Origin of the sequence: Qipengyuania polymorpha (assembly GCF_019711435.1) — a bacterium.
Classification (GTDB): domain Bacteria; phylum Pseudomonadota; class Alphaproteobacteria; order Sphingomonadales; family Sphingomonadaceae; genus Qipengyuania; species Qipengyuania polymorpha.
On record NZ_JAIGNK010000001.1, the window covers coordinates 159244 to 184649 of the forward strand.

Genomic DNA, 25406 nt, shown 5'->3' on the forward strand with positions numbered 1-25406 from the left:
AACCGTTATCACTTTGAAGGTGGGGTGGCTCTCGCCGGTAAAATCGGGCTCTCCTATCGCAAGAAATCTGAAAGTCGGTCTTCCAAGTCATCGGAGTGGACCTCGCATTCCCAGATTTCCAGCACGCCCCAACCTTGTTGGATGAGTGCATTGCGATTCCTGCGATCACGTTCTTTGTTGTTTAAAAACTTGGCTTCCCAAAACCCTGAATTGCTCGATGGTTTTCGCGATACTGGGCAGCCTGACTTTTCATGTTGATGCCAAAAACATCCGTGGACGAAAATCGCCTTTTGCAGTCCTATAAACGCTATATCGGGCCTACCCGGGATATCTCTGCGGTGTAGTCGATAACCACGCCGAACGTTTTGCAAAGCCCGACGGACAACGAGTTCAGGTTTTGTGTTTTTCGACTTCGAGCCGCGCATGATACGCGATCGTTTCTCCGGACTGACAAAATCGGCCATGGTGAGGCATTTATCAGTATCCCGCTTTATCCAAAAGCCTATCAAAATGTTGACCGATAGCTTCCGCCAATTTGACAGGCACAGCATTTCCGATTTGCGTGTATTTGGGTACCTCCCGCTCAAAGATACCCTCGCGCGGATTACCGGCCCTTCGTATGCCGCCGGTCGTCCGTTTTCCTAGGAATTTATACGTGTCCGGGAAGGTTTGGAGCCGCGCCCATTCGCGTACGGTCAACGAGCGTGGCTGCGAATAGTGCACGTAGTCATCTGCCAGTGAGCAGGCGGTTATTGTGGGGCCCTGATTCTTCCATTGCCGAGGCAGCAATCGCTGGGCAAACTTCTTCGTACGAAATTCCTCTGGAATCTCGCCACCGCTTGCAATCATCGCCTGAAATTTTCTGACGACCTTGTCGGAATGCTTGCTGACCTCTTGCTCTTCGAGTTCGGCAAATGCCTCGGATAGTTCGCCAGGCCTGAAATATTCCTGCCACTTACCAGATGCGGCACGAGGGTACGAATGCGTTACAAGTCCCTCGGAGAAGTCGCGGCTAACTAACCTTTGTGTGATATTCTTGTCTTCAAGGTCAGCAAAAATCTCTTCGAGATCTGGCGGCGTCTCTCCATAGGCGGGGAGCATATTAGCAAGGACAGCGTCTTCGCTGCCATTATCGAGATTCAGGTGCTTGGCAACCTTATCAGCGAAGTCTTTTCGGAAGCCGACAATGAGGACACGAGGCCTATTTTGGGGAACCCCATAGTCTTTCGCATAGACTAGTTTCCACCGCACGACATATCCGTGCTCGCTTCCCAGACGTTTGAATCGTCCGTAAACATCGTCCCAAATTTCGCCCTTCTTTCCTTCGGAAGTCCAGCGTGCAGAAAGAAGGCCTTTCACATTCTCAAACAAGAAGACCCGAGGTCGAAGCTGCTCGATGACGAAGGCCATTCGCTCGTAGAGGCGATTAGACGGAATGTCCGCTTTGTCGACGGAGTAAGCGCGCCTATGGCCGATGCCAGAATATCCCTGACAGGGAGGCCCGCCAGCCAAGACGTCCAAGTTCTGAGCTTTCGCGAAATCCAATCCGATATTGAGCGAAGTTAAGTGTGCTTTGAGTTCGGTCAGACGTTCCTCATCCAACTCGGTAACGTCTGCTGAGTGCAGTTCGCGCCTTTCGTTGAAAGGGATACCGTCGATGAGGTGTTTGCGATTGGCCAGGTAGGTGCTTCTAGCATCATGATTGAGTTCATTGACGAATACCGGGACAAATCCCGCATGTTCAAACCCCAATGAGAGACCGCCGCACCCAGCAAATAAGTCGACCATTGAGCGGCCACCCAAACCGCCACCCTGAGTCGAGCGCTCTATTCGGTTGTCGCGGATCTTCTCGAGGAGCATGGCATCACCTTACGTTTGTGCGTAGGGCACAAATCGCGAACAAACCAATGTCCTGTCAAGGCGTGAGGCGAGAGATACGTCCATTATCGACAAGGTTCTTTATGTGAGACCTCACGTCGGCTTGAAACGCTCGCTTGAAAACCCGTTTGAAAATTTCCGAAATGCTTTCCGCCACTCCACTCTCAGAGGGCTTGCCCCAGTAGTTACCGCCAGAGAGCGAATGAACCCTATGCACTTGCATAGAGTTGGGGCGGACAACCTTTTTGCCGGTCGGCACGGTTACAAAACTGTAGGTGAAATCGAGAAGGTCATCGAGGTCGAACCCTTCGACGCCGACCCTGACGCTATGTGATTTCACGTCGCGAAACTGATAGACCATATCCCAAAGCATCGGAATCTGAGCGTTGTCATTCCAATTGGTCTTACATTGAATACTATGAGCTGAGGTGCGCGCCAAATTTCTCGCAAGAATTTCGTTAAATCTGCTACGTTCATAAATTCCTGATATGAGTTCAGGGTCATCGGGCAAGATGAGGCCGGTCAAATCTGATTCAGTATTTGTTCTCACATTTTTGTAAGTGACGGTCATCGCGTTGGAAATGACCTCGGGCACCAATTTCTTTGATTGCTTTAGGACTATGGCGTTGGTCCCAGCCAAGATTGCGTTGAGATACCAGCAGACAAGTCCTTCCCAAGCGGCCCCTCCTCCCGACAGACTGCTTTGGTCACGACCAGGCGCTCCCGTGAGGGAAAAAACGTAAGCAAGCTTTCCGCCCAACTGATAAATCAAGTCAGGATCTGACATATTGTTGGTCAGACCGTCAATTTCCGGTCCCCACACTTCACGGCTGCGAGCGAATGTGGACATCCCGTATACGGATGCTAACGCTTCTTGCCTTAAGCCTTCGATCATCTATTGCCCCCTCTTCGCCCACCTGATTGGCCGCTTGCCAAGGCTCTGGCAAGATGGAGTTTTCCTACTCCGCCTGCCCGCGCTAGCTTCGCGGCGGCTCTTTCATACCGTCGATAAGCCCGATGCCCGCGCGGGTCCTATGGCGCGCTCCCTGTGAGGGGGAGGGGCGCATGTATTTCGCCAACTAACTCCCCTTGTTGTTTATCTGCGCGGGGGGCGGGGTGAACGAATCGCCTGGGGCCTCAGCCTGCGCCGCGCTTCGCCTTTCGCACCACGCCTTCCTGCGCCACGCTGGCGACGAGCAGCCCTTCGCGGTTGTAGATGCGGCCGCGGTTGAAGCCACGGCCTCCGCCCGACCAGGGGCTGTCGGTCGCGTAGAGGAGCCACTCGTCGGCGCGGTAGGCCTCCAGCGCGGGGCGGTGGAACCAGATGGCGTGGTCGAGGCTCGCGCCTTTCAGTTCGCCGCGGGCCCAACTGAGGCCGTGGGGCAGGGCGCTGGTGCCGAGCAGCGTGTAGTCGCTGGCATAGGCGATCACGGCGCGGTGGAGTGCGGCGTCGTCCGGCAGCACGGCGGCGGTGCGGAACCAGCTGTGGGCATGCGGCGGTTTCTTGTCGGCGTTCATCCAGTGGAGCTTGCCGCTGGTGCGCATCTCGATGGGACGCGGGCGGAGCATGAGCGTGCGCTGGATGTCGGAGACTTCGCCCATCTCCTCGAGGAACTTCTCCCGCATCTCCATGTCGGAGGGGAGGTCTTCGGGAGGGGGAACGTCGGGCATGGGGCTGTCGTCATGCTCCAGCCCCGCTTCGGGCCGCTGGAAGCTGGCAGTGAGGTTGAGGATAGGCTCGCCGCCTTGGCTTGCCACCACGCGGCGGTTGGCGAAGCTGCGGCCGGTGAAGTCGGCGGCGACGGAGTAGTCGAGGTCCACGCCCTCGCGCCCGCCGCGCAGGAAATAGGCGTGGAGCGAGTGGGCTTCCATGTCCTCAGGCGCGCTGGCCTGTGCGGACTGGAGCGCCTGCGCGATGACCTGCCCGCCGAAGACGCGGCCGATGCCGTTCGGTTGCTGGTTGCCGGTGTAGGCGTGTTCGCCAGCCGGCGTGACGGTCAGCAGGCGGACGAGGCCCTGGACGAGCTGTTCGGGGGTAGGGGTATCACTCACGGCCCCGCATGTGCGGGCGCTTTACGTGAGCGTCAAGAAAAAGGCGGCGACACGCGAGGTGCCGCCGCCCTTGTCCAGCGGTCCGGAGACCGGAAAGGTTAGGCCGCGAGAGCTGCGAGGAGCAGCAGCGCGACGATATTAGTGATCTTGATCATCGGGTTCACGGCCGGGCCCGCGGTGTCCTTGTAAGGATCGCCCACGGTGTCGCCCGTCACGGCAGCCTTGTGGGCTTCGGAGCCCTTGCCGCCGTGATTGCCGTCCTCGATGTACTTCTTCGCGTTGTCCCATGCGCCGCCGCCAGCGGTCATGGAAAGCGCGACGAAGATCCCGCCGATGATGACGCCGAGGAGCAGCGCTCCGACAGCGGCAAAGGCGTTCTCCTGGCCTGCAAGCAACAGGATGGCGAAGTAAACCGCGATCGGTGCGAGCAGCGGCAGCATCGAGGGAAGGATCATCTCCTTGATGGCCGCCTTGGTCACGAGGTCGACCGTCTTGGCGTAGTTCGGCTTGCTGGTGCCGGCCATGATGCCCGGATCGGCAGCGAACTGTTCGCGAACGTCGACCACGACGTCGCCGGCGGCGCGGCCCACGGCGGTCATGCCCATCGCACCGAAGAGGTACGGGAGCAATGCGCCAAGCAGCAGGCCGACGATGACGTAAGGGTTCTCGAGGCTGAAATCGACGTCAGCATCGGGGAACAGCTTCGCCAGGTCGGTCGTGTAGGCGGCGAAGAGCACCAGCGCGCCGAGGCCCGCCGAACCGATCGCGTAACCCTTGGTCACGGCCTTGGTGGTGTTGCCAACGGCATCGAGCATGTCGGTCTTCTCGCGAACGCTGTCGTCGAGACCGGCCATTTCGGCGATGCCGCCTGCGTTGTCCGTTACCGGACCATAGGCGTCGAGTGCGACCACCATGCCCGCCAGCGCCAGCATCGCGGTGGCAGCATAGGCAATGCCCATGAGACCGGCGAGCTGGAAGGTGGCGATGATGCCGGCCACGATCACGATCGTCGGCAGTGCGGTCGATTCAAGGCTGATGGCGAGACCCTGGATTACGTTGGTGCCGTGACCCGTCTCCGAGCTCTTGGCGATCGAGCGGACCGGACGGTAGTTTGTGCCGGTGTAGTACTCGGTGATCCAGATGATCAGGCCGGTGATGGCCAGGCCGATGAGCGAGCACCAGAACAGGTCCATGCCGGTGAAGCCGACCACCTGCTGGGCCGTGCCTTCTTCGGCCAGCGGAGCGCCAGGATCCACGCCGGCGACTGCGCCGCCGATTTCCGTACCCATGCCGCCCAGCGCATAGCTGATGACGAAGTAGATAAGCGGAATGGCAAGGACCGCCGAAACGATGAAGCCCTTGTACATCGCGCCCATCACATTCGTGCTGCCCTTGCCGAGCTTCACGAAATAGGTCCCGATGATGCTGGTCACGATGCATGCACCGCCGATCAGCAGCGGGAGCGACATCATCGGCATCAGCAGGTCGCCCAGTACGTCGCTGAAGAGCAGCGCGGTGAGGACCATGGTGACACCGACGGTAACGACATAGGTTTCGAACAGGTCGGCAGCCATGCCGGCGCAGTCGCCCACATTGTCGCCCACGTTGTCGGCGATCACGGCGGGGTTGCGCGGATCGTCTTCGGGGATCCCTGCCTCGACCTTGCCGACGAGGTCGGCACCGACGTCGGCAGCCTTGGTGAAGATACCGCCGCCCAGACGCGCGAAGATGGAGATGAGCGAGGCACCGAAGGCAAGACCTACGAGGCCGTAGACCACTTCGTCACTGTCAGCCGCGAAATTGGCGATGCTGGTCAGGTAGTAGAAGAACACGGCAATCGAGAGCAGGGCGAGACCCGCCACGAGCATGCCGGTGATGGCACCTGCGCGGAAGGCAAGGGTGAGACCTTGCTGCAGACCGCTCTGCGCGGCGGCCGCCGTACGCACGTTCGAGCGCACCGAGATGTTCATCCCGATAAAGCCCGCAACGCCCGACAGGACTGCGCCGATGACGAAACCAACGGCCGGAAACAGGCCGAGGAACACGAACACCAGCACGGCGACGACAACGCCGACCATGCCGATAGTGGTGTACTGACGCTTAAGATAGGCCTGCGCGCCTTCCTGGATGGCGCCGGCGATTTCCTGCATTTTCTCATTGCCGGCGCCCGAATTGAGCACCTGGCGGCTGGTGACGAAGCCGTAGATAACGGCCAGCAGTCCCAACCCTATGGATAGGATTACAAGGTCCACGAAAAACTCCCCTCCCGATTATATGTTTGATGCGACCCGGCATGGGAGACGCCGACGCATTGGAGGCGGGAAGGTGTATCAGCAGTGCATACGCTTGCAAGGGGTCAAAAGCGCAAGATTCCGCGCTTTTCCCCGACGTTGCGCGCAAGTTTAGTGCTGGTAGCCCAGCCCGTGCTCGGGAGTGAGCACTTCGCCGTCGAGCCAGAGCGGGGCGAAATCGGCGTTAGTCACCGTGCCAATGCGCGTGGCGGCGACGGAAAGCTTGGTGTTCTCGGGGGCGGTGAAGAGAAGCTGGTAATCGTCGCCCCAGCGGATGCATTCGCCGCGGCGGGCCTCGTCGGCCACGGGTATTGCAGCGCTTTCCAGTTCGAAGGCGACGAATTCGGAAGCGGTCGCCATGCGCCAGCAATCGAGCAGCAGGCCGTCCGATATGTCCATCATGGCAGAAACATGGGGAGCGAGGAGGCGGCCCTCTTCAAGCAAGGGGGCGGGGCGGCGGTAGGGAGTGCTGTCGGCTTCGACGCCATCGCGTAGCGCTTCGAAGCCGAGCATGGCCGCGCCGAGTGTGCCCGAGACGTAAATCGCATCGCCGACCTTTGCGCCTCCGCGCGACGGCACAGGTGTATGCGTGGCGCGCCCGATGGCGGTGCAGCCCCAAACGCGCGGGCCTTCGCCGCGCACCGTGTCGCCGCCCAGCAGCGGGACATTGTAGTCCTCGAGCACTTCGCCAAGACCCGTGACGAAGCGGTGGTCGTCGGTGCCAAGCATGTGCGAGAGCAGGACGCCGACTGGCTCGGCGCCTTTCGCCGCGAGGTCGGACAGGTTCACTGCCACGAGTTTCCACGCGATATCGGCCGGGTCCTGTCCTTCGAGGACGTGAACGCCGTCGACCATGGTGTCGTGTGTCAGGACGAGGGTTTCGCCGCTGAGTTCGATGACGGCGGCATCATCCTCCAGCCCGCGGGCGGCAGGGTTTGAAGCCAAGCCTCGAAGGGCGGTGATGAAGTCTGCCTCGTTCACTTACCCACCTTGCCGTTCGGTTCGAGCGAAGTCGAGAACCGTTGGCGCGGGCGTGTCTCGACTTCGCTCGACACGAACGGAAAGCTTATCTGCCGATTTCCCTGGCCACCGCGTCGAGGATGCCGTTGACAAATTTCGCCTCGCGGTCGTCGAAGAAGGCCTTGGCGACATCGACATATTCGCTGATGGCCGCAGCCTTGGGCACGTCGTTGCGGGCAAGCAGTTCGTAGGTGCCGCCGCGCAGGATTTGCAGCATGGTCTTGTCGAGCCGTGCGAGTGTCCAGCCCGAGGCGAGACGCGCGGTGAGCAGCTCGTCGATTTCCTCGCGGCGCGCGTCGACGCCCTTCACGACATCGTCGAAGAAATCGACGTCTGCGTCGGCATATTCTTCTTCCTCGATGACCTTGCCGAGGCGGTGCTGGTGGAATTCATCGAGCAGCTTGGCAGTCGCCGTGCCTTCCATCTGCTGCTGGTAGAGTGCCTGGACGGCGCCGAGGCGGGCGGCGCTGCGCGACTGGCTGCGGGGGGTGTGGCTCACGAAAGCCTCCTTGAAATGGACAGGGCGTGCGCGGGGAGGCCCTCGGCCTCGGCAAGACGCACGGCGGCAGGCCCGATGGCCTTGAGCGCACCTTCGGTTGCACCGATGAAGCTGGTGCGCTTCATGAAATCGAGCACCGACAGGCCGCTTGCGAAACGCGCGCGGCGGCCGGTGGGAAGGACATGGTTCGGCCCGGCGATATAGTCGCCGACAGCTTCGGGCGTCATCTTGCCGAGGAAGACACTGCCGGCGTGGCGCAGCTTACCAAACAGCGCTTCGGGGTCGGCGGTGGCGATTTCGACATGCTCGGCGGCGAGGCGATCCGACAGGGCCGGTGCTTCATCGAGGCTATCGACCAGCACCACGAGGCCGTGGTCGTCCCAGCTTTGCTTGGCGGTCTTGGCCGTCGGCAGCTTGAGGAATTCGAGGTCGATCTGGTCCATCACCTGGCTCGCAAGGCCACGGTCGTCGGTGATGAGGATGGATTGGCTGGTCGGGTCATGCTCGGCCTGGCTCAATAGGTCTGCGGCGAGCCATTCGGGATTGTTGTCCTTGTCGGCGATGACGAGGATTTCGCTGGGTCCAGCCACCATGTCGATGCCGACCACGCCGTAAAGCTGGCGCTTGGCCTCCGCCACCCACGCATTGCCGGGGCCGACAACGACATCGACGCGGGCGATACGCTCGGTGCCGAAAGCGAGTGCCGCCACCGCCTGCGCTCCGCCGACGCGGTACATTTCATCGACACCCGCGATATGCGCGGCGGCGAGGACGAGGTCGTTCATCTCGCCCTTGGGTGTCGGCGTTGTTACAACAAGACGCTCGACGCCTGCGACTTTGGCAGGAATCGCATTCATCAGCAGCGAGGAGGGATAGGCTGCGCGGCCACCCGGAACATAAAGCCCGGCCGCTTCTACCGCACCCCAGCGCGCGCCGAGGCGCATGCCGATGTCGTCGGTGTAGTCGCGGTCCTTGGGAAGCTGGCCCTCGTGATAAGAGCGGATGCGCGCTGCGGCGGTTTCGAGCGCCTCGCGAAGTTCGGCATCGAGACCGTCGTAGGCTGCCTTGCAGGCCTCTTTGGAAATCGACCAGTCCTCGTCGCTCGACAAATTATGCTGGTCGAAGCGCTTGGTGTATTCCACCAGCGCGCTGTCGCCGCGCTCGCGCACTTCGTTGAGGATTGCCGAAACATCGCGCCCGACCTGAGCATCGCTTTCGCGGCGATCGCGGACGACACGGTCGAACTTCGCTTCGAAGTCGGCATCGCTTGTGCGAAGCAGCTGCATCAGGCGACGCTCCGCTCTTCACAGTCGGCGCGGAAGGCCTCGACCAGCGCAGCCACACGCGGGTCGGTCTTCAGCGCGGCGCGGTTGACGATGAGGCGCGCGGTGATGTCCATGATGTGGCCGGTCTCGACCAACCCATTGTCCTTCAGAGTTTGCCCGCTGGAAACTAGGTCGACGATGCGGCCTGCAAGGCCCAGCTCGGGGGCGATTTCCATTGCGCCGTTGAGCTTCACGCACTCGGCCTGGATACCCTGCGCCTCAAAATGGCGGCGGGTGAGGTTGGGGTACTTGGTCGCAACGCGCAGGTGGCTTGCACCATTGGTCGCGCTCGCGCCCTTGGGCTCGGCCACGGCGAGGTGGCAGTGGCCGATGTCGAGGTCGACCGGGGCGTAAAGCTCGGCGTAGTCGAATTCCTCGATGACGTCGGAACCGACGATGCCCAACTGCGCTGCACCATGCGCCACGAAGGTCGCCACATCGAAGGCGCGTACGCGGATCAGGCGCATATCGGCCCGCGTGGTGGCGAAGGTCAGCGAGCGGTTGGCCTTGTCGTGAAACGCGTCTTCCGGCACGACGCCGGCACGCGCCATGACGGGCAGCGCCTCGTCGAGGATGCGGCCCTTGGGGATTGCGAAGGTAAGACAGTCGGTCATTGCGTGGCGGCAGATAGGCATAGAGAGGCGAAAGGGCAACGGATATGGCAGGCGGCGCAGTGATGGATATCGTTTCGGTGCCGGAAGCTATCGAATGGCAGGCGAAGCACGCGGAAAATGCAGGTGCGCCCGGCACGGCGCAGGTCATCCGCGCGCTGCTGGCGCTGGAGGATAGCGAGGCGGCGACGGCCCGGCGGATTTTCGCCTGGCAGGGGCTCTCTTTGCGCGATGCCATGCCGCTGCGGATTGCGGGCGGGCTGCACAACCTCCTGCTGACCGGCGAAGAGCCGCGGTTGGAAGATGTCTACGCCGGACGCATGCCCGATCAGGGACAGGTCGATACGCTGGTGCGCGAGATCATCGAGACGCACGACTTCCAGCTGATGCCCTGGCTCGACGGGCCGCCGCAGACCAACGAGGCGGGGCGGTCGGCGAGTTTTGCAGCCGGATTGCTGTGGCTGGCCGATGGCCGCACCACCGCGCAGTTCGAGTGGCTCGAAATCGGCGCGAGTGCGGGCATCAACACCATGCTGGGCCGCTATCACTACGACCTCGGCGGAGTGAAGACCGGCCCCGGCGGCAGCCGGATGCGCATTGCGCCTGAATGGCGCGGCGGGCCTCCGCCTGCGAGCGAAATCGGCTTCGTCGATGCGCGCGGGAGCGACATTGCGCCGGTGGACCTCACCGACGAAGCGCAGGCTTTGCGGCTCAAGAGCTACGTGTGGCCCGAGGCGACCGGGCGGATGGCGCGCATCGATGCCGCAATCGAGTTGGCAAAGATGATGTCTCCGGAAGTCGAACGCATGGATGCGTGGGAATGGGTCTTTCAAGAGTTATCGAAGACACAGGAACAGGGAGTGACCCGCGTCTTGGCGCATTCGATAATGTGGCAGTATCTAACCGATGACGCGCAGCACAGAATTAAAGGTGCAATTCAAACAGTAGGCTCAGAAGCGACACCCGAACGCCCGTTTGCGCACATTTCGCTCGAAACCAATCGCGAGACCTTCGCGCATGAACTCAAGGTCCGTTACTGGCCCGGCGGCGAAGACGAAGTGCATCTCGCCAACGCCCACCCGCATGGTGCGTGGGTAGAGTGGCTGAGTGGCTAGGCCGTCCGCGCGAGGAACTCTTCCATCGCCGCATTGACTGCTTTGGGTGCCTCCCACGGGACGAAGTGGCCGCAGTCGGGCACTTCGATCAGCGTCAGGTCCTTCACATGCTCGGGCAGTGCGGCGGTGTTTTCCGGCGGTAGCGCCAAGTCGTCCTGCGCCCAGATGACCAGCGTCGGGATGGTCTGCGGTGGGAAGGGCGGGGGCGCCCAACCTTCGGGAACCTCGAAGGGTGCGTCCATGGCCGGAATGTCGATGGGGCTGGCGCGATACCAGTTGAGCATCGCGAAGGCCGCTTCGCGGTCCTGCCAGTCCTCGAGCAGGCGCGCGCGTTCCTCGGGCTCCATCTTGTCGGGCGCGTCCCACCGGATTTGCGCTTCGAGAATGCCGAAGAGGCCCTTCTCCTGCACGAGGGCATCGTTCGCAGGATCGCGGAAGCCGCGCATGTACTGGCTCGCCTCGCGCTGGACGGGTGAGGTATAGAGCAGCTTCTGGAAGACCGCATGGTGCGGGGCATTGGCGATGATGGCGCGCTTCACACGGCCCATCTGCTCGCCAGCCATGGCGACACCCCATGCAATCGCGCCGCCCCAGTCATGGCCGACAATCGTGAACTCCTTCACGCCGAGCGCATCGGCCAGCAGGAAGATGTCGCCGACGAGCTTGTCGGGCGTGTAATTGTCCACGCCCTCGGGTTTGGACGAGCCGCGATAGCCGCGCTGGTCGGGTGCTATGCAGCGATACCTGTCGCTGAAATGCGCAATCTGGTGCCGCCATGTCCGGTGGCTTTCGGGAAAGCCGTGCAAGAAGAGGAGCACGGGCGCATCGCGCGGGCCCGTGTCGACCGTGTCGAGTTCGATGCCGTTGGCGAGGCGGATGCGCGTTTGCTCCATCATTCGGCCTGCATCTTCTCCATATAGCCCTTGGCGACCATGCCCGCGACCTGGTCTAGCAGCTGGTCGGGCGTGCGGCGCAGTTCGCCCATGGCTTCCTCCATGCCCTCGGCCACGATGATTTCGCGCTGGTTCAGTTCAATGGCTTCGACAATGCGCTTGGCCGCGTCATCGGGAGCGATGCCGTTGTCGATGGCCTTGTCGCTCTTGCCGCGCACGCTTCCGTCGCCGTTGAGCGCATTGCGGCTGACATCGGTGGCGACCGAGCCGGGGCAGATGACATGCACGTCAACACCGCTCTGCGACAATTCGCCGCGCAAGGCGTCGGCATAGCCGATGAGGCCATGCTTGGCCGCGCAATAGGCGGTGCGCATCGGCACTCCGACCTTGCCCGCTATGGAGGAAATGAAAGCGAGCTTGCCACTCCCGCGTCCGGTCATGTGGGGTAGGAGCGCCTGGCTGGCGGCAATCTGTGAGGTCAAGTCGATGTCGATAATGTCGCGATAGACCTGCATGTCGGTATCGACCGCAGGACTGCGCTGTGAAATGCCGGCATTGGCTACGAAGATGTCGACGGCTCCTTTCCAGCCGATAGCTTTCTCGGTAGCCTCGCGCATCGCATCCTCGTCGCGCACGTCGAAGGGGAGGGTGAGCGTCTCGGTATCGAGGCCGCCCGCAACTTCGCCCAGCCGCGCCTCGTCGCGTCCCGAGAGGATGATATTGGCGCCGCGCCCGGCCCATTCGCGCGCCAATGCAGCGCCGATGCCCGAGGATGCGCCGGTAATCCAGACGGTCTGGCCTTCGAAACTCATGGGTTCTCCTTAGTCAGGGGTAAGTGACGGTTTTGGGCTGGCCGTCGGGCAGTGGGATGCGCTCTTCGCTATCGCCGGGGACTTGCGCGAAGCGGCGATTGCGCCAATCCTCTTTTGCCTGCTGGATGCGCTCGCGGCTGGAGCTGACGAAGTTCCACCATGCATGGCGTTCGGTCTGGAACGCCTCGCCGCCCAGCAGCATGACCCGCGCGCCGGTCTTGCTCTCCAGCGTCATGTCGCGCCCCGGCTGGAGCACGGCGAGTTCGTAAAGCTTGAGCGGATGCCCATCGACGCTCGCTTCGCCGCCGACCAGCATGACGGCGCGTTCGTCGGCACCCTCTTCGAGCGGGATCGCGCCGCCTGCGCCCAGCACGATCTCGGCGTAGATGGTGTCGGCATAGGTAGTGACGGGTGCGCGCTCTCCCCAAAGCTCGCCCATGATGACGATGGCCTTGGCGCGTCCGTCCTCGACCACGGGGAGGTCGGACACCGCCTCGAAGGCCGGGTCGATTTCCTCCCTGCCGTCGGGCAGCGCGAGCCATGTCTGCATGCCGTAGAGCTTCGGTCCGGCCTTGCGCTCGGTCTCGGGCGAGCGCTCGGAATGCACGATACCCTTGCCGGCCGTCATCAAATTCACCTGCCCGGGCCGGATGGTCGAGAAGCTGCCAAGGCTGTCGCGGTGGTCGATGGCGCCTTCGAACAGCCAGGTGACGGTGGCGAGATTGATATGCGGATGCGGGCGCACATCCATGCCGGTACCGAGGTCGAGCTGCGCCGGGCCGAACTGGTCGACGAAGATGAAGGGCCCGACCATGGTCCGCTTCTTGCTGGGCAGCACCCGTCGGACCTCGAACTGGCCGAGGTCATGCGTCGTCGGCGTCAGCGTGAGGTCTATCTGGCTCATGGTATGCCCCTTCTTATGGTGTCGGTGCGGAAGCCTGGATGGCGAGGGCGTGGACACGCTCTCCGGGAATGTCGCCCAGCGCCTTGTTGACCATGCGTTGCCGGTCGAGCCGCGACTTGTCGGCAAAGGCGGGGGCTTCGATGATGACGGTAAAATGAGATTCCCCGCTGCCGTCGTCGCCCGAATGGCCTGCATGGCTGGCGCTATCATTGATAACTTCGAGGCGTGTGGGCTGGAAAGCCTGCGTGAGCAGTCGTTCCATTTCCTGTTGGACCGGTCCTGTCATTCGGCGAAATCTCCTCTTGCGGGGTTTGCATAGCGCAATTCGCTCACCATTCTAGAACGAATGCGCCAGTCAAAGTTTCACGGAAGATATGAAGACACCGGCAGGGTGTGCGACCACCCGGCCTGCAACGAGCCGGGCGAGTTCCGCGCGCCGGGTGGTTCAGGGCACGGTTTCGACGGGCCGGGAAGCTGGCGCTGGATGTGCCTCGAGCACGTGCGCGAGTTCAACGCGGGCTACGACTGGTTCGAGGGCATGAGCGCGGAAGAAATCTTCGACGCGCAAAGCCCCGCGAGCGGCTGGCGCACCGAAAGCCCGACCTTCCGGCCCACCGCAGGCGTCGATGGGATGCCGCGCTGGGCGGACTACGACGACCCGCTCGACGCGATTTCCGCGCGCGCCAGCGGCATCAAGAGCCGTGCGCGGCGCGAGGCCGAACTGGCGATGGACGGCCGCTTCAGCCGCGAAGAGGCCGAGGCGCTGGAAGTCATGGGGCTGGGCAGCGACATCGATCGGCGCAGGCTGCGGCGGCGTTATTCGGAACTCGTGCGCCGCTACCACCCCGATCGGAACGGCGGCGACCGGCAATACGAGACGCGGCTGAATCGCGTGGTGGAGGCCTACCAGACCCTCAGGCGTTGCAGGGCGATCTCCTAGCCGCCCAGCGCCGACATGGCTGCGGCTAGCTTTTCGCGGATGTCGCGGGCAGCCTCGTGCAGGTCGGGATTTTCTACCGCCTGCATCGATGCGACCGGATCGATTGCGGCCACCTCTACCAGCCCGTTGTGGACCTGCTGGACGATCACGTTGCACGGCAGCATCGTGCCGACCTTGTCCTCCAGCTGCAGCGCTTCGTGCGCGGCCTTCGGGTTGCAGGCGCCAAGGATCGTGTAAGGCCGGAAGTCCGCGCCGATCTTTTTCTTCAACGTTTCCTGCATGTCGATCCGGGTGACGATGCCGAACCCCTGTTCGGACAAGGCCTGTTCCACCATCGGGATCGCATCGTCGAAGCCTTTGTGAAGGTGGGTGGAAATATAATAGGACATGGTGCCTCCTCGCCTCATACAATCGAGCTTGGTCATGGCAGTTCCGATCCCGGCTGTGTGTTCGGCCGGCACGGCGACGGGATCGTACGGCCTACCCCTGTGCCTCCGCGATCAACTGCATGTCGATCGCCTTGGCTTCCCTGTAGGCCGGCCGTTCGCGAAGACGTTCCGCATAGTCCTCGAACACCTGCCGCTTGGGGATGGAGCCGAAATTCAGGCCCCAGTCGACCTGGCTGCCGACATAGACGTCGGCCATGGTGAAGCGCTCGCCGCAGACATAGTCGCTGTCGGCGATGAGCGTCTCGAAAGCCTCCATCGCCCGCTCGTAACTGCCGAAGCCGAGCATGCCCTGTTTCTGCGGGTCATCCACGCTCCAACCCATCGCGCGGCTCGTGGTGGCCTGTTCGACCGGACCTGCGGCGAAGAACAGCAGTCGGAAATAATCGGCCTTCTCGTGCGCTCCGGGCAGCAGGCCCGCATCGGGATTCATCTCGGCAAGGTAATGGCAAATGGCCGCACATTCGGTGACGACATGGATGTGGTCGCCATCGTGATGGACGAGGGTGGGGACCTTGCCGAGCGGATTGGCCTTGGTCAGCCCCTCGGGCTTGGCCTGCCAGTCGACCAGTTCGGTCTCGTAATCCGCGCCGACTTCGTGGAGCGCCCAGCGGACAATTTGCCCGCGGCTCATCGGATTGGTGAAAAAGGTGTATTCGGCCATCTCAGCTCTCCGCGCTGAAGATGGTTTCGAAGCCGCCGAAAATCATGCGCTTGCCGTCGAAAGGCATGTCGAGCTGCTGCCAGCGCTCGTCTGTTTCCATGGTGGCATAGCAGGCATCGGCGGTGGCCTTGTCGGGCCAGACTATCCAGCTGAAGACCGTGGTCTCGCCCTCTTCCAGAGCAACCGCACGGCGCAGGTCGGTCTGCTTGCCCTCGGGCACGTCATCACCCCAGTTTTCCATCATCGAGAGGGCGCCGTACTCCTTGAACAAGGGCCAGCCAGCCTTCGCCGAAGCGATATACGCTTCCTTGTTTGCATTTGGGACGGGCTGCACGAAGCCGCTGACATACATGGTCGTTCTCCTCTTCCTGCGAGCGGCCTACACGAGTCTTGCGGCAAGTATGATGGCAAATTCGTCGGAAGCCTCCGTACACGCGCTCGAATGAAGTTCGCCGACCCAGCCTGTCGTTTGCAGAGCGCAGGTCTTTGCAAGCAGCCCGATTGCGCTAGAGTGCCGCCAAGGACTCGGGGAGGGGATTTTCCATGAAGAATGTGCTGCGCTCGCTTGTGAGCGGTTTCGTCGTGATTGGTCTCGGCACTGCCGCGCTGGCGAAGGATGACGACAAGAAGGGCGACGACAGCGCGCTCTCGAGCAAGACGTTCGACGCCTTCAAGCTGCGCAATATCGGGCCTGCCTTCATGTCGGGCCGCATCGCCGACATCGTCATCGTGCCCGACGACCCCGCCACATGGTACGTCGCGGTCGGTTCGGGCGGTGTGTGGAAGACCGAGAATGCCGGCACCACGTGGAAGAGCATTTTCGACGGGCAGGGCGCCTATTCCATCGGCACCGTCGCGCTCGACCCTAATGACAATTCGCGAGTCTGGGTCGGCACGGGCGAGAACAACGGCGGACGCCACATCGGCTTTGGTGACGGCATCTACCTGTCCGAAAACGGCGGGCAGAGCTGGGAGAATATGGGGCTGAAGAAGTCCGAGCATATCTCGCGCGTCATCGTCCATCCCGAAGACCCGGACACCGTCTGGGTCGCCGCCCAAGGCCCGCTGTGGTCGCCCGGCGGCGAGCGCGGCGTCTTCAAGACGACCGACGGCGGCAAGACATGGGAAAACGTCCTCAAGTCCGGCCCCTATACCGGCGCGACCGACCTCCTCATCGACCCGCGCAATCCCGACCGGCTCTATGCCGCGCTGTGGCAGCGCCATCGCACGGTGGCTGCTTATAACGGCACGGGCAAGGAAAGCGGTCTCTGGCGCTCCGAGGACGGCGGCGAGACATGGACCGAGTTGAAAACGGGCCTGCCTTCGGGCGCGAAGGGCAAAACCGGTCTCGCCATTTCGCCCATGCAGCCCGACGTGGTCTATGCCGCCATCGAGCTCGACCTGCGCGAAGGCGGTGTCTGGCGTTCCGATGACCGCGGCTCGAGCTGGACCAAGATGTCCGATGCCGTGGGCGGCGGCACCGGCCCGCATTACTACCAGGAACTCTACGCCAGCCCGCATGTGTTCGACCGCATCTACATGGTCTCGAACACCAGCCAGATATCGAACGATGGCGGCAAGACCTGGTCCGACCTCAACAATTCGACCAAGCATGTCGACGACCACGCGGTCGCCTTCCGGCCCGACGACCCCGATTACATCATCTGGGGCAGCGACGGCGGCATTTACGAAAGCTACGACCACACCAAGACCTGGCGCTTCATCGACAACCTGCCGATTACCCAGTTCTACAAGGTCGCGGTCGACGATGCCGAGCCGTTCTACACCGTCTATGGCGGGACGCAGGACAACAACTCGCAAGGCGGCCCCTCGCGCACCGACAATTCCAACGGCATCCGCAACTCCGACTGGTTCGTCACCATGGGCGGCGACGGACACCAGTCGGCCGTCGAGCCGGGCAATCCCGACATCATGTATGCCCAGTGGCAGCAGGGTAACCTCAACCGCGTCGACCGCATCACCGGCGAGACGGTCTATATCCAGCCCAAGGCCCGCCCCGGCGAGCCTATCGAGCGGTGGAACTGGGACGCACCCATCCTCGTCAGCCAGCACCAGCCGACGCGGCTCTATTTCGCCTCGCAGCGCGTGTGGCGTTCGGACGACCGCGGCGACAGCTGGACGCCTATTTCCGGCGATTTGACCCGCGACGAAAACCGGCTCCAGCTGCCCATCCAGGGCCGCCAGTACAGCTGGGAAGCGGGTTGGGACCTGCTCGCCATGTCGCAGTACAACACGATTACCTCGCTCGGCGAATCCCCGCTCGACCCGGACATCCTCTATGCCGGGACCGACGACGGCCTCATCCAGGTGAGCAGCGATGGCGGGCAGAACTGGCGGCGGATGGAGGTCGGCTCGCTTCCCGGTGTGCCGAAGACCGCGTTCGTCAACGATATCCGCGCCGACTTGTTCGATGCCGATACGGTCTATGTCGCGCTCGATAACCACAAGTATGGCGACTACAAGCCGTACCTCCTCAAGAGCACCGACCGCGGTCGGACGTGGCGCAGCATCGTCGGCGACATTCCCGACCGCCACCTGATGTGGCGCATCGTGCAGGACCATGAGAACCCGAACCTGCTCTTCAGCGCGACCGAATTCGGCCTGTTCTTCACGCTCGACGGCGGGCGCGACTGGACCAAGCTGACGGGCGATGCGCCGACCATTAGCTTCCGCGATGTCACCATCCAGCGGCGCGAGGACGACCTCGTCGGCGCGAGTTTCGGGCGCGGTTTCTTCATCGTCGACGATATTTCGCCGCTGCGTCAGCTGACCGAGGCGAGCCTGCAGAACGAGGCGATGCTGTTCCCGGGCCGCGACGCGCTGTGGTACCTGCCCCAAAACCCGCTCGGCCGCGATGGAAAGGCCACGCAGGGCGATGGCTATTTCACCGCGCCCAACCCGCCGTTCGGGGCGAACTTCACCTATTACCTGAAAGACGATCTGCCGACCCGTGCAGGTGCTCGCAAGAAAGCGGAGGCCCCGCTCATCAAGGAAAGCGCGGATACGCCCATTCCTTCTTTCGAAAGCATGACCTCGGAACTGCAGGAACTGGAGCCGGGCATCTGGCTGACGGTTCGCGACACGGATGGCAATGTGGTCCGCCGCATCCAGGGGCCGGGCAAGAAGGGCTTCCACCGGGTCAATTGGGACCTGCGCTATCCCAACAATATCAGCCTGTCCTTCGGCAATCCGAGCGGCTTTCTCGCGCCTCCGGGCCAGTACACCGTCTCGCTGTCGAAGATGGTCGATGGCCGGACCACCGAACTGGTCGGGCCCAAGCCCTTCACGGTGAAACCGCTGCGCCAGCAGGGCGCGCTGCCCAACCAGCCCGACACGCAAGAGTTCTGGCAGGATATCTCCGAATTCTCGCGCCGGGTGATTGCTGCCGATGTCACCATCGACAATCTCGGCGAGCGGGTGGAGAAGCTGGGTACGGCCATGCGCAATGCGCGCGGCGGCGATATCCAGCAGCTCGAGAACGATTGGCTCGCCATCCGTAACGAGTATCTCGCGCTCGATGCGATGGTGCACGGCAACGCCGCACGCCGGAAAATCAACGAGCGTATGGTGCCGAGCTTCCTCGCGCGGCTGCAAATGGTCATGTTCGCCATGTCGAACAACACCTATGGCCCGACGGAGACGCAGCGTAACGAGGTCGCCTATGCCCGCGAGGAATTCGAGCAGTTCCGCGCCCGCGTTAAGGTGCTGGTCGAGCAGACCATCCCTGCCTTCGAGCGCAAGCTGGTGGCTGCCGATGCGCCCTGGGTGCCCGGTAGCGTGATACCCTGATACGAAAGACAGCCAGTATGAATCCGAGGAAATTCTTCCGCCAGGTTCATTACTGGCTGTCTCTTGCCGTCTTCGTGCCGGCAGGCATCATCATCGCCGCCGGCCTGTTCCTGATGCTGAAAAAAGAAGTGGACTGGATACAGCCGCCCACTGCGCGCGGGAGTGTGGAGGCGCAGATACCCGGTGCATCCTTCGATGAGATGGTCGAAGCTGCGCGCGCGCATCCCGAAGCCGGTATCGAGGACTGGTCGGACATCGACCGCATCGATTTGCGCGTCGACCGCGGCATCGCCAAGCTCCGCGCCAAATCGGGCTGGGAAGTGCAGGTCGACACCGCCACCGCCGAGGTACTGCAGGTCGCCTATCGCCGCTCCGACCTTATCGAGACCATTCATGACGGCTCGTTTTTCTCGGACGGGATGAAATACTGGATTTTCCTGCCGACAGGCGTGCTGCTGCTGGTGATGTGGGGGACGGGCATCTACCTCTTCCTCATCCCGCGCATGGCGAAGCGCAGGAAGGCGAAACGCTAGAAGGTCAGGTGCAGGCCTGCTGTGACATGGCGACCCGGCTCGTTATTGCCTGACCCATGTGGACGCCATGCTTCGTCGAGCAGGTTTTCGAGCGCGAGGTTCAGTTCCAGACCTTCCGCAATCTGTGTCCCGCCTCTCAGACCGAGCAGGACGTAGCCGGGCGTTCCTTCGGGAGGGATGCGCTCGCGGTCGAGCAAGTCGCCGCTGCTGAGTTCATCCGCCTTGTCGGCCCATTGCATATCCGCGCGTAGCCAGTGCTCGCCGCGCTCCCATGCCAGCGCGAGGTTCGCGGTCAGCGGCTGAATGCGGCTGATGGGTTCGCGGACAGGACCGTCGGCGGTCGGTGAAGTCAGCCGCCCGCGTAGCCAGCTGAGATTGCCTTCCAGCGAAAAGTTCGCGGCGAGTGCGGCACGTCCGAAAAGTTCGAGGCCCGAAATGCGGCCCGAGGCGGCGTTTTTCTTTGCCACCTCGACCAATCCCTCGCGCATACGGCCAGTCGGGACGGTCTCGATATAGTCGATTAGAGCGGTCGTATGAGCGCTCGCTCCCAGTTCCAACATTTCGGTTTCGTAGCGATAGGCTAATTCGAATGTGTCGAACTTCTCCGGTTCGAGGCCCAAGCTGGCGACTTCGATTTCGCTCGACCGGCTGGCCCCGAAGCGGCTTATGTCGGCGACATTGGGCGCGCGGAAGGAGCGGCTGTAGGCGGCCCATACGCGGTGCTCCCGTGCGGTGTATTGGCCGCGAAAGGAGCCGGAGAGGTCAGACCAGCTTCCGCTCAACGAGCGCGCCTCTCCGGTCACTGGTTCGGCGAATGTGCCGATATCGGTGGCGACGTGCGAGAAGCGCATTCCCGCCTCGATGAGGACCTGCTCGGAGAGCGAGAAGTCTGCGCGCACGAACGTCCCCACCTGCTCGTAATCGGCATCGTCACCCACCGGCCCCTGCAACCGTGTGCGGACTTCGCCGGTGGCCGGATTGAAATCCTCGCGCTCGCTGTCGATGGTCTCGTGGCTGGCATCCAGCCCGTAGGTCATCGAGACCGAGCCGAGGTCGGCCGTTGCAACACCGCTCAGCGCCCAGATGGCGGAATCGAAACCTTGCTCGATGGAGCGGCCATCGTTGCGGGTACGGTCCTCGATTTCCGATCGTCTCTGGAAGGACAGGGTGAGGTCAAGGGTATCGACCCATCTGCTGTCCGTCCCGCCGCGTAGCTTGGCGTAGGTGAGCGAGCGGCGGTGGTCCTTCTCGCGAACCAAGTCGTCGCCCACGACCGTGCCTTCGAACGGTACGGCGTACACAGTCGAATGGGTGCGCGGCACGTCGTCCTGCCACAGCGACTGGTGCGCGAGAGTGGCGGTCCAGCCGGGCGATAGCGCGATGTCGAAGCGGCCATCGAAGGCCTTTTCGGTGAAGCCGGTGTAGGGCAGGCGCCCGAGTTCAGCGGCGCGGATGTCGTTGTAGTCGCGCGCCGTGAAGCCGCCGCGAAAGCCCCATGTGCCGCCTTCGCCGAAGCCGAGACCCGTGCGCGAGGTGAGCGAGCCATCACCGCTCGACCAGCGCAGGAATTGCTCGCCTTCGAAGAAATCCCCGTCCTTCTCCAGCATCGCCGAGGGGCGGGTGGTCAGTACGATGGTCCCGCCCACGGCCTCGCTGCCGTAGAGCGCGCTGGCCGGGCCGGAGACCAGCTCTATCTGCGCCAGCGTGAACTGGTCGACCTGCGCGAAATACTCGTTCGCGCCGTCGCGATAGGTGGCGTTGTTGTAGCGGATGCCGTCTACGACCAGCAGCGTGCGATTGCCGGTAAAGCCGCGGATATAGGGCGAGCCGTGGCCCGAAGCGGTCTTCTGCACCAGCACGCCGGGAAGGCTGCGCAAGGCTTCTGGCACGGTGCGCGGCAGTTCGCGCTGGAGGTCCTCAAGCGTGACGACCTCGACCGGATAGGGCTCTTCATCGAGCGACCGATCGGCGCGCGTGCCGGTGATGATGATGGTCTTTTCATCATCCTGCTCGTCCATGGCGAACGCCACCTGCGGAATGCCGCAAGCCGCTGCCGCCAAGGGCAGGAACCCAAACCTTCCAACCGTCCTCATCGCGACCCTGAGCCTTGGCTCAGCCTCCGGTAGGCCAGTCGGGCACACCGCTGCCCGGCGTATAGGGCGCACCCTGCGCCTGCAGCCGGTCCTCCAGCGCGGTGATGGCCGCCTCGGTCTGGCGCAGCTGGCCGAGCAATTGCTGGAACTCGCGCTCGGCAATTTCGAGCGCCGCCTTTTCCGACCCGGTGACCGGTGACTGGTGCGACCAGCTTCCGAAGCGGATGGAATAGAGGCGGTTCATGATGGAGAACGGCACCGCTTCGTTGCGGCTGCTGACCGTGCTGTCGCCGAAAAGTTCCTGCGCCGCCTTGTCGAGCTGCGTCTCGATGCGCTGGATTTCGGCGCGCTCGGCCGCATTGGGTGCATCGAGCGTGTCGACCGCGACCTTGAGGTGCGAGAGCCGGTTGCGCATTTCGCCCAGCGCATTCGCCGTGCCCGCGGCCACGCGCACTACATCTGCCGTGCGCTGCTGGAAGGCGAGAACGCCGGCGCGGTCCTCGGCTGCTTCGGGTGAGCGTTCGAGCGGTTTCAGCGTGAAGCTTTGCGGACCGGCAAGCTCGGTGTCCACGCCATTGATACGCTTCGACAAGGTGACGGTGTAGGTGCCGGGCAGGGCCAGCGGTCCGGTCGCGGGAGAGGAGAAGGGACCAGAAGCACTGCCGCCCAGCGACACCGGCTCGGGTGCGGTGAGACGCATGTCCCACGCCACGCGGTGCAGGCCCTTGCCGCTGGGGCCGGTCATCCGGCGTACGATGGCGCCCGCGCTGTCGCGGATGGTGAAGACGATGGCCGGCGCGTCCTCGCGGTCCTCGGCGCGCAGTTCTTCCCAGCTGGGATAGGGCGTGTCGCCGCCGGTCTTGGCGATGGTCGCTTCCGCCTCGCGCCGCGCATCGGCGAGCGATTTCAGCCCGTCGCGCAAATGGTAGGTGAAGACCGCGCCATAGGGCGGGTTCTCGGCATACCAGAAATCGGCCCCGTTGAAGGCCTGCGGTCCGCCGTAGCCGCCCCAGAGGTCGCCTTCGATGTAAAGCCAAGGGTCGCGCACGGGGAACAGCGTCGCTTCGTTCTCGCGCACGGTGGCAGGGGAAGTGCGCAGCGGGGTGTAGTCGTCGAGAATGAAGACCCCGCGCCCAAAGGTGCCGACGACGAGGTCGTTCTCGCGCCTCTGGATTTCGAGGTCGCGCACCGCGATGACGGGGAAATTGCCCTTCATCTGGTGCCAGCTTCCGCCCCGGTCCTGTGAGTAGAACAGGCCGAACTCGGTGCCGACGAAGAGCAGGTTGGGGTCGCGGTGGTCTTCGGCGATGGTGTGCGCCGTGCCGCGCCCGGGCAGGTTGCCGGTGATGGAGGTCCACGTCCGCCCGCGGTCGGCAGTGCGGTAGACATAGGGCTTGTGGTCGCCCTTCTTGTGGTTGTCGAACACGGCATAGGCGACATCGCTGTCGTGGTTGGAAGCGATGATGTCCTCCACCAGCGCCATGTCGGGCACGCCCTTGAACTTTGTCATGTTGCGCCAGTTCGCGCCGTCATCCTCGGTGACCGAAATCTGCCCGTCGTCGGTTCCGACATAGATGAGGCCGCGTGTCACCGGACTTTCGGACAGCGCGATGGCCGCGCCATACATCGAGGTGGAATTGTTTTTGGCAATCGTGTCGACACCCCAGACGCGGCCCATGACCTTGAGCGTGTTGCGGTCGATTTGCCGGGTGAGGTCGGGGCTCATCTTGCGCCAGTTGTTGCCGCGGTCGTCCGAGACGAAGAGGTATTCGGCGGCGTAATAAATGCGGTCCGGATTGTGCGGGCTGATGAGGACCGGCGTGTTCCAGTTCCACTTATAGGCCGGTTCGCCCGGTTCGGGCTGCGGGGTCAGCGGCACGCGCTCCTGCGTGCGCTTGTCGTAGCGGGTGAGGCCGCCATACTGGTATTGCGCATAGACGATATTCGGGTCGCGCGGGTCGATTTGCGGCTTGTAGCCATCGCCGCCCAGCACGATGTGCCAGTCCGAATTGGTGATGCCATGCTTGTTCGTGGTGCGTGAGGGTCCGCAGAGCGAGTTGTTGTCCTGCGTGCCGCCGCAGACATTGTAGAAGGGCGCGGCATTGTCGGGCTGGATGCGGTAGAACTGGACGATGGGGAGGTTGTCGACATGGCTCCACAGCGTGCCGCCGTCCCATGTTTCATAAATGCCGCCGTCACCGCCGATGACCATGTGCTTGGTATTCTCGGGGTCGATCCACAGCGCGTGGTCGTCGACATGGCGGTGGTCTGCGGACAGGTCGGTGAAGGTCTTGCCGCCGTCACTCGAGCGCTTGGTGAAAGTCTCCAGCGAATAGAGCGTGTTCTCGTCCTTCGGGTCGACCACCAGCTCCTGGTAATATTGCGGGCTGCTGGATTCGTGGTTCGAGCGCTTTTCCCAGCTCTGGCCGAAGTCGCTCGAACGGTAGAGGCCCTGGTCCTTGTCCGAGCCTTCGACGATGGCATAGACCGTGCCGGGATTGCTCGGCGCATTGGCGATGCCGATACGGCCCAGCTCGCCGCCGGGGATGCCGGCCGAGACCTTGTTCCAGCTTTCCCCGCCATCGGTGGTGCGGTGGATGCCCGAGGACGGCCCGCCGTTGATGAGCACCCAGACATGCCGCCTGCGCTGGTAAGATGATGCGACGATGAGGTCGTGATTGTCGGGATGGACGACGAATTCGTTGATGCCGGTGTTCTCGTCGATTTCGAGGATGCGCTTCCAGCTCTTGCCGCCATCGGTGGTCTTGTAGAGCCCGCGGTCGCCGCCCGGGCTCCACAGCGGGCCCTGCGCCGCGACGAGGACGGTGTCGGCATCCTCGGGATCGATCCAGATTTGGCTGATGTGGCCTGAATCCTTCAGCCCCATATTGGTCCAGCTCTTGCCGCCATCGGTCGATTTGTAGACCCCGTCGCCGAAGCCGACCGAGCGCTGGGCATTGTTCTCGCCCGTGCCGACCCAGATGGTGTTCGAATTGGAAGGCGCGACTTCGACGACGCCGAGGGCGTAGGAGCCTTCGCGGTCGAAAATCGGCTTCCAGGTGGTGCCGCCGTTTTCGGTCAGCCACAGCCCGCCCGATGCGGTGGCGACGAGATAGTGATGGTCCCCGGTCAGGAAAGCGAAGTCCGAGATGCGCCCGCTAGGGTAGGAGGGGCCGATTCCACGCAATGGGAGCGAGGCAAGCGGGTTGGCTTCCGCCTTGTCCTTGTCCTGCGCTCCGGCCGATGCAGGCAGGGCTAGGCACAGCGCCATGGCCGTGCAGGCGTTGAGCAAATTCCCGGCGTGACGGCGTGCAATCATGGTTCCGATACCTCCCCTGTCCGAACCCTCGGGCGAAAGGTTTAATCGAGTGGTACCACTGCGCAAGGGGCTTCGCATCGTTAAGAAGGGGTAATCTGAACCCCCAAAATCCACGAAAAATCCAGAACTCTCCACGAGTGGTTTATCGCGCGGTAAGTCTATGCCGTCTAGGAAGGGATGACTGGACGAAGGCTCGCACCA

Annotated in this window: 22 protein-coding genes; 4 read left to right on the forward strand and 18 right to left on the reverse strand. The window is 62.8% G+C overall.

What is annotated here, in order from left to right; translation table 11 throughout:
• Positions 1–53: 53 nt before the first annotated feature.
• The 9 genes from K3152_RS00735 to hisG all read right to left on the reverse strand — a co-directional run bounded on the left by K3152_RS00735 (position 54) and on the right by hisG (position 9679).
• Entirely contained in the window at positions 54–551 is a 498-nt protein-coding gene (locus K3152_RS00735) for a very short patch repair endonuclease (protein WP_345719744.1), read from the reverse strand.
• Positions 478–1860, reverse strand: coding sequence for a DNA cytosine methyltransferase (locus K3152_RS00740; protein ID WP_221572198.1), 1383 nt, complete (start codon positions 1858–1860; stop codon positions 478–480). Before K3152_RS00740 ends, K3152_RS00735 begins: the two co-directional genes overlap by 74 nt.
• 55 nt (positions 1861–1915) lie before the next feature.
• Positions 1916–2773, reverse strand: a complete 858-nt coding sequence (locus K3152_RS00745) for a hypothetical protein (protein WP_221572199.1) — start codon at positions 2771–2773, stop codon at positions 1916–1918.
• Between the two features lie 242 nt (positions 2774–3015).
• On the reverse strand, positions 3016–3930 hold the full coding sequence (locus K3152_RS00750; protein WP_221572200.1) for an acyl-CoA thioesterase: 915 nt from the start codon (positions 3928–3930) through the stop codon (positions 3016–3018).
• A gap of 98 nt (positions 3931–4028) precedes the next feature.
• Positions 4029–6182 (reverse strand): sodium-translocating pyrophosphatase, encoded by a 2154-nt coding sequence (locus K3152_RS00755; RefSeq protein ID WP_221572201.1) that lies wholly within the window; start codon positions 6180–6182, stop codon positions 4029–4031.
• A gap of 150 nt (positions 6183–6332) precedes the next feature.
• A complete protein-coding gene (thiL, locus tag K3152_RS00760) occupies positions 6333–7202 on the reverse strand; it encodes a thiamine-phosphate kinase (RefSeq protein WP_221572202.1) in 870 nt (289 codons plus the stop codon).
• 85 nt (positions 7203–7287) lie between these two features.
• Positions 7288–7740, reverse strand: coding sequence for a transcription antitermination factor NusB (nusB, locus tag K3152_RS00765; RefSeq protein WP_221572203.1), 453 nt, complete (start codon positions 7738–7740; stop codon positions 7288–7290).
• Positions 7737–9026, reverse strand: a complete 1290-nt coding sequence (gene hisD, locus K3152_RS00770; protein WP_221572204.1) for a histidinol dehydrogenase — start codon at positions 9024–9026, stop codon at positions 7737–7739. The genes nusB and hisD overlap by 4 nt, the downstream gene beginning before the upstream one ends.
• Positions 9026–9679: an ATP phosphoribosyltransferase gene (hisG, locus tag K3152_RS00775; protein ID WP_221572205.1), complete on the reverse strand. Its 654-nt coding sequence runs from the start codon at positions 9677–9679 to the stop codon at positions 9026–9028. Before hisG ends, hisD begins: the two co-directional genes overlap by 1 nt.
• Positions 9680–9723: 44 nt before the next feature.
• Here hisG and K3152_RS00780 point away from each other — a divergent pair, with 44 nt between their 5' ends.
• Entirely contained in the window at positions 9724–10791 is a 1068-nt protein-coding gene (locus K3152_RS00780) for a DUF2332 domain-containing protein (protein WP_221572206.1), read from the forward strand.
• Here the strand turns inward: K3152_RS00780 and K3152_RS00785 are convergent.
• Genes K3152_RS00785 through K3152_RS00800 form a run of 4 tightly spaced genes read right to left on the reverse strand, consistent with a single transcriptional unit; the run spans position 10788 to position 13686 of the window.
• A complete protein-coding gene (locus K3152_RS00785; protein ID WP_221572207.1) occupies positions 10788–11687 on the reverse strand; it encodes an alpha/beta fold hydrolase in 900 nt (299 codons plus the stop codon). The two genes, K3152_RS00780 and K3152_RS00785, sit on opposite strands and share 4 nt — an antisense overlap.
• A complete protein-coding gene (locus tag K3152_RS00790; RefSeq protein WP_221572208.1) occupies positions 11684–12496 on the reverse strand; it encodes an SDR family NAD(P)-dependent oxidoreductase in 813 nt (270 codons plus the stop codon). The genes K3152_RS00785 and K3152_RS00790 overlap by 4 nt, the downstream gene beginning before the upstream one ends.
• Positions 12497–12509: 13 nt before the next feature.
• Entirely contained in the window at positions 12510–13400 is an 891-nt protein-coding gene (locus K3152_RS00795; RefSeq protein WP_221572209.1) for a pirin family protein, read from the reverse strand.
• Between the two features lie 13 nt (positions 13401–13413).
• A complete protein-coding gene (locus K3152_RS00800) occupies positions 13414–13686 on the reverse strand; it encodes a BolA family protein (RefSeq protein WP_221572210.1) in 273 nt (90 codons plus the stop codon).
• 60 nt (positions 13687–13746) lie between these two features.
• On the opposite strand from K3152_RS00800, the gene K3152_RS00805 reads away from it, so the two are divergent.
• Positions 13747–14340, forward strand: coding sequence for a J domain-containing protein (locus tag K3152_RS00805; RefSeq protein ID WP_221572211.1), 594 nt, complete (start codon positions 13747–13749; stop codon positions 14338–14340).
• Here K3152_RS00805 and K3152_RS00810 read toward each other — a convergent pair.
• From K3152_RS00810 to K3152_RS00820, 3 genes are all read right to left on the reverse strand, one after another.
• Positions 14337–14729 carry a DUF302 domain-containing protein gene (locus K3152_RS00810; RefSeq protein WP_221572212.1) on the reverse strand — a complete coding sequence of 131 codons (393 nt, stop codon included), beginning with the start codon at positions 14727–14729 and terminating at the stop codon, positions 14337–14339. The two genes, K3152_RS00805 and K3152_RS00810, sit on opposite strands and share 4 nt — an antisense overlap.
• Positions 14730–14820: 91 nt before the next feature.
• The gene (locus tag K3152_RS00815; protein ID WP_221572213.1) at positions 14821–15450 is read right to left on the reverse strand and encodes a glutathione S-transferase family protein; all 630 of its coding nucleotides are present in this window, start codon (positions 15448–15450) and stop codon (positions 14821–14823) included.
• A 1-nt stretch (position 15451) separates the two neighbouring features.
• Positions 15452–15802 carry a DUF1428 domain-containing protein gene (locus K3152_RS00820; protein WP_221572214.1) on the reverse strand — a complete coding sequence of 117 codons (351 nt, stop codon included), beginning with the start codon at positions 15800–15802 and terminating at the stop codon, positions 15452–15454.
• 191 nt (positions 15803–15993) lie between these two features.
• Between K3152_RS00820 and K3152_RS00825 the strand changes: the two genes are divergently transcribed.
• Together K3152_RS00825 and K3152_RS00830 are read left to right on the forward strand one after the other, a co-directional pair.
• Positions 15994–19260 (forward strand): VPS10 domain-containing protein, encoded by a 3267-nt coding sequence (locus K3152_RS00825; RefSeq protein ID WP_221572215.1) that lies wholly within the window; start codon positions 15994–15996, stop codon positions 19258–19260.
• Between the two features lie 17 nt (positions 19261–19277).
• Positions 19278–19793 (forward strand): PepSY-associated TM helix domain-containing protein, encoded by a 516-nt coding sequence (locus tag K3152_RS00830; RefSeq protein WP_221572216.1) that lies wholly within the window; start codon positions 19278–19280, stop codon positions 19791–19793.
• On the opposite strand, the gene K3152_RS00835 is transcribed toward K3152_RS00830, so the two are convergent.
• Positions 19790–21853: a TonB-dependent receptor plug domain-containing protein gene (locus tag K3152_RS00835; RefSeq protein WP_221572217.1), complete on the reverse strand. Its 2064-nt coding sequence runs from the start codon at positions 21851–21853 to the stop codon at positions 19790–19792. The two genes, K3152_RS00830 and K3152_RS00835, sit on opposite strands and share 4 nt — an antisense overlap.
• A gap of 52 nt (positions 21854–21905) precedes the next feature.
• Positions 21906–25205 (reverse strand): VPS10 domain-containing protein, encoded by a 3300-nt coding sequence (locus K3152_RS00840; protein WP_221572218.1) that lies wholly within the window; start codon positions 25203–25205, stop codon positions 21906–21908.
• Positions 25206–25406: the final 201 nt, after the last annotated feature.

Excerpts from the sequence above, each read along its gene's own strand:
- K3152_RS00820 (WP_221572214.1), bottom strand. The coding sequence starts at position 15,802 with ATGTATGTCAGCGGCTTCGTGCAGCCCGTCCCAAATGCAAACAAGGAA.
- K3152_RS00800 (WP_221572210.1), bottom strand. The coding sequence starts at position 13,686 with ATGACAGGACCGGTCCAACAGGAAATGGAACGACTGCTCACGCAGGCT.
- K3152_RS00815 (WP_221572213.1), bottom strand. The coding sequence starts at position 15,450 with ATGGCCGAATACACCTTTTTCACCAATCCGATGAGCCGCGGGCAAATT.
- K3152_RS00805 (WP_221572211.1), top strand. The coding sequence starts at position 13,747 with ATGCGCCAGTCAAAGTTTCACGGAAGATATGAAGACACCGGCAGGGTG.
- K3152_RS00810 (WP_221572212.1), bottom strand. The coding sequence starts at position 14,729 with ATGTCCTATTATATTTCCACCCACCTTCACAAAGGCTTCGACGATGCG.
- K3152_RS00840 (WP_221572218.1), bottom strand. The coding sequence starts at position 25,205 with ATGATTGCACGCCGTCACGCCGGGAATTTGCTCAACGCCTGCACGGCC.
- K3152_RS00785 (WP_221572207.1), bottom strand. The coding sequence starts at position 11,687 with ATGATGGAGCAAACGCGCATCCGCCTCGCCAACGGCATCGAACTCGAC.
- hisD (WP_221572204.1), bottom strand. The coding sequence starts at position 9,026 with ATGCAGCTGCTTCGCACAAGCGATGCCGACTTCGAAGCGAAGTTCGAC.
- K3152_RS00790 (WP_221572208.1), bottom strand. The coding sequence starts at position 12,496 with ATGAGTTTCGAAGGCCAGACCGTCTGGATTACCGGCGCATCCTCGGGC.
- K3152_RS00745 (WP_221572199.1), bottom strand. The coding sequence starts at position 2,773 with ATGATCGAAGGCTTAAGGCAAGAAGCGTTAGCATCCGTATACGGGATG.
- hisG (WP_221572205.1), bottom strand. The coding sequence starts at position 9,679 with ATGACCGACTGTCTTACCTTCGCAATCCCCAAGGGCCGCATCCTCGAC.
- K3152_RS00780 (WP_221572206.1), top strand. The coding sequence starts at position 9,724 with ATGGCAGGCGGCGCAGTGATGGATATCGTTTCGGTGCCGGAAGCTATC.
- K3152_RS00740 (WP_221572198.1), bottom strand. The coding sequence starts at position 1,860 with ATGCTCCTCGAGAAGATCCGCGACAACCGAATAGAGCGCTCGACTCAG.
- K3152_RS00795 (WP_221572209.1), bottom strand. The coding sequence starts at position 13,400 with ATGAGCCAGATAGACCTCACGCTGACGCCGACGACGCATGACCTCGGC.
- K3152_RS00735 (WP_345719744.1), bottom strand. The coding sequence starts at position 551 with ATGCTGTGCCTGTCAAATTGGCGGAAGCTATCGGTCAACATTTTGATA.
- K3152_RS00825 (WP_221572215.1), top strand. The coding sequence starts at position 15,994 with ATGAAGAATGTGCTGCGCTCGCTTGTGAGCGGTTTCGTCGTGATTGGT.
- K3152_RS00830 (WP_221572216.1), top strand. The coding sequence starts at position 19,278 with ATGAATCCGAGGAAATTCTTCCGCCAGGTTCATTACTGGCTGTCTCTT.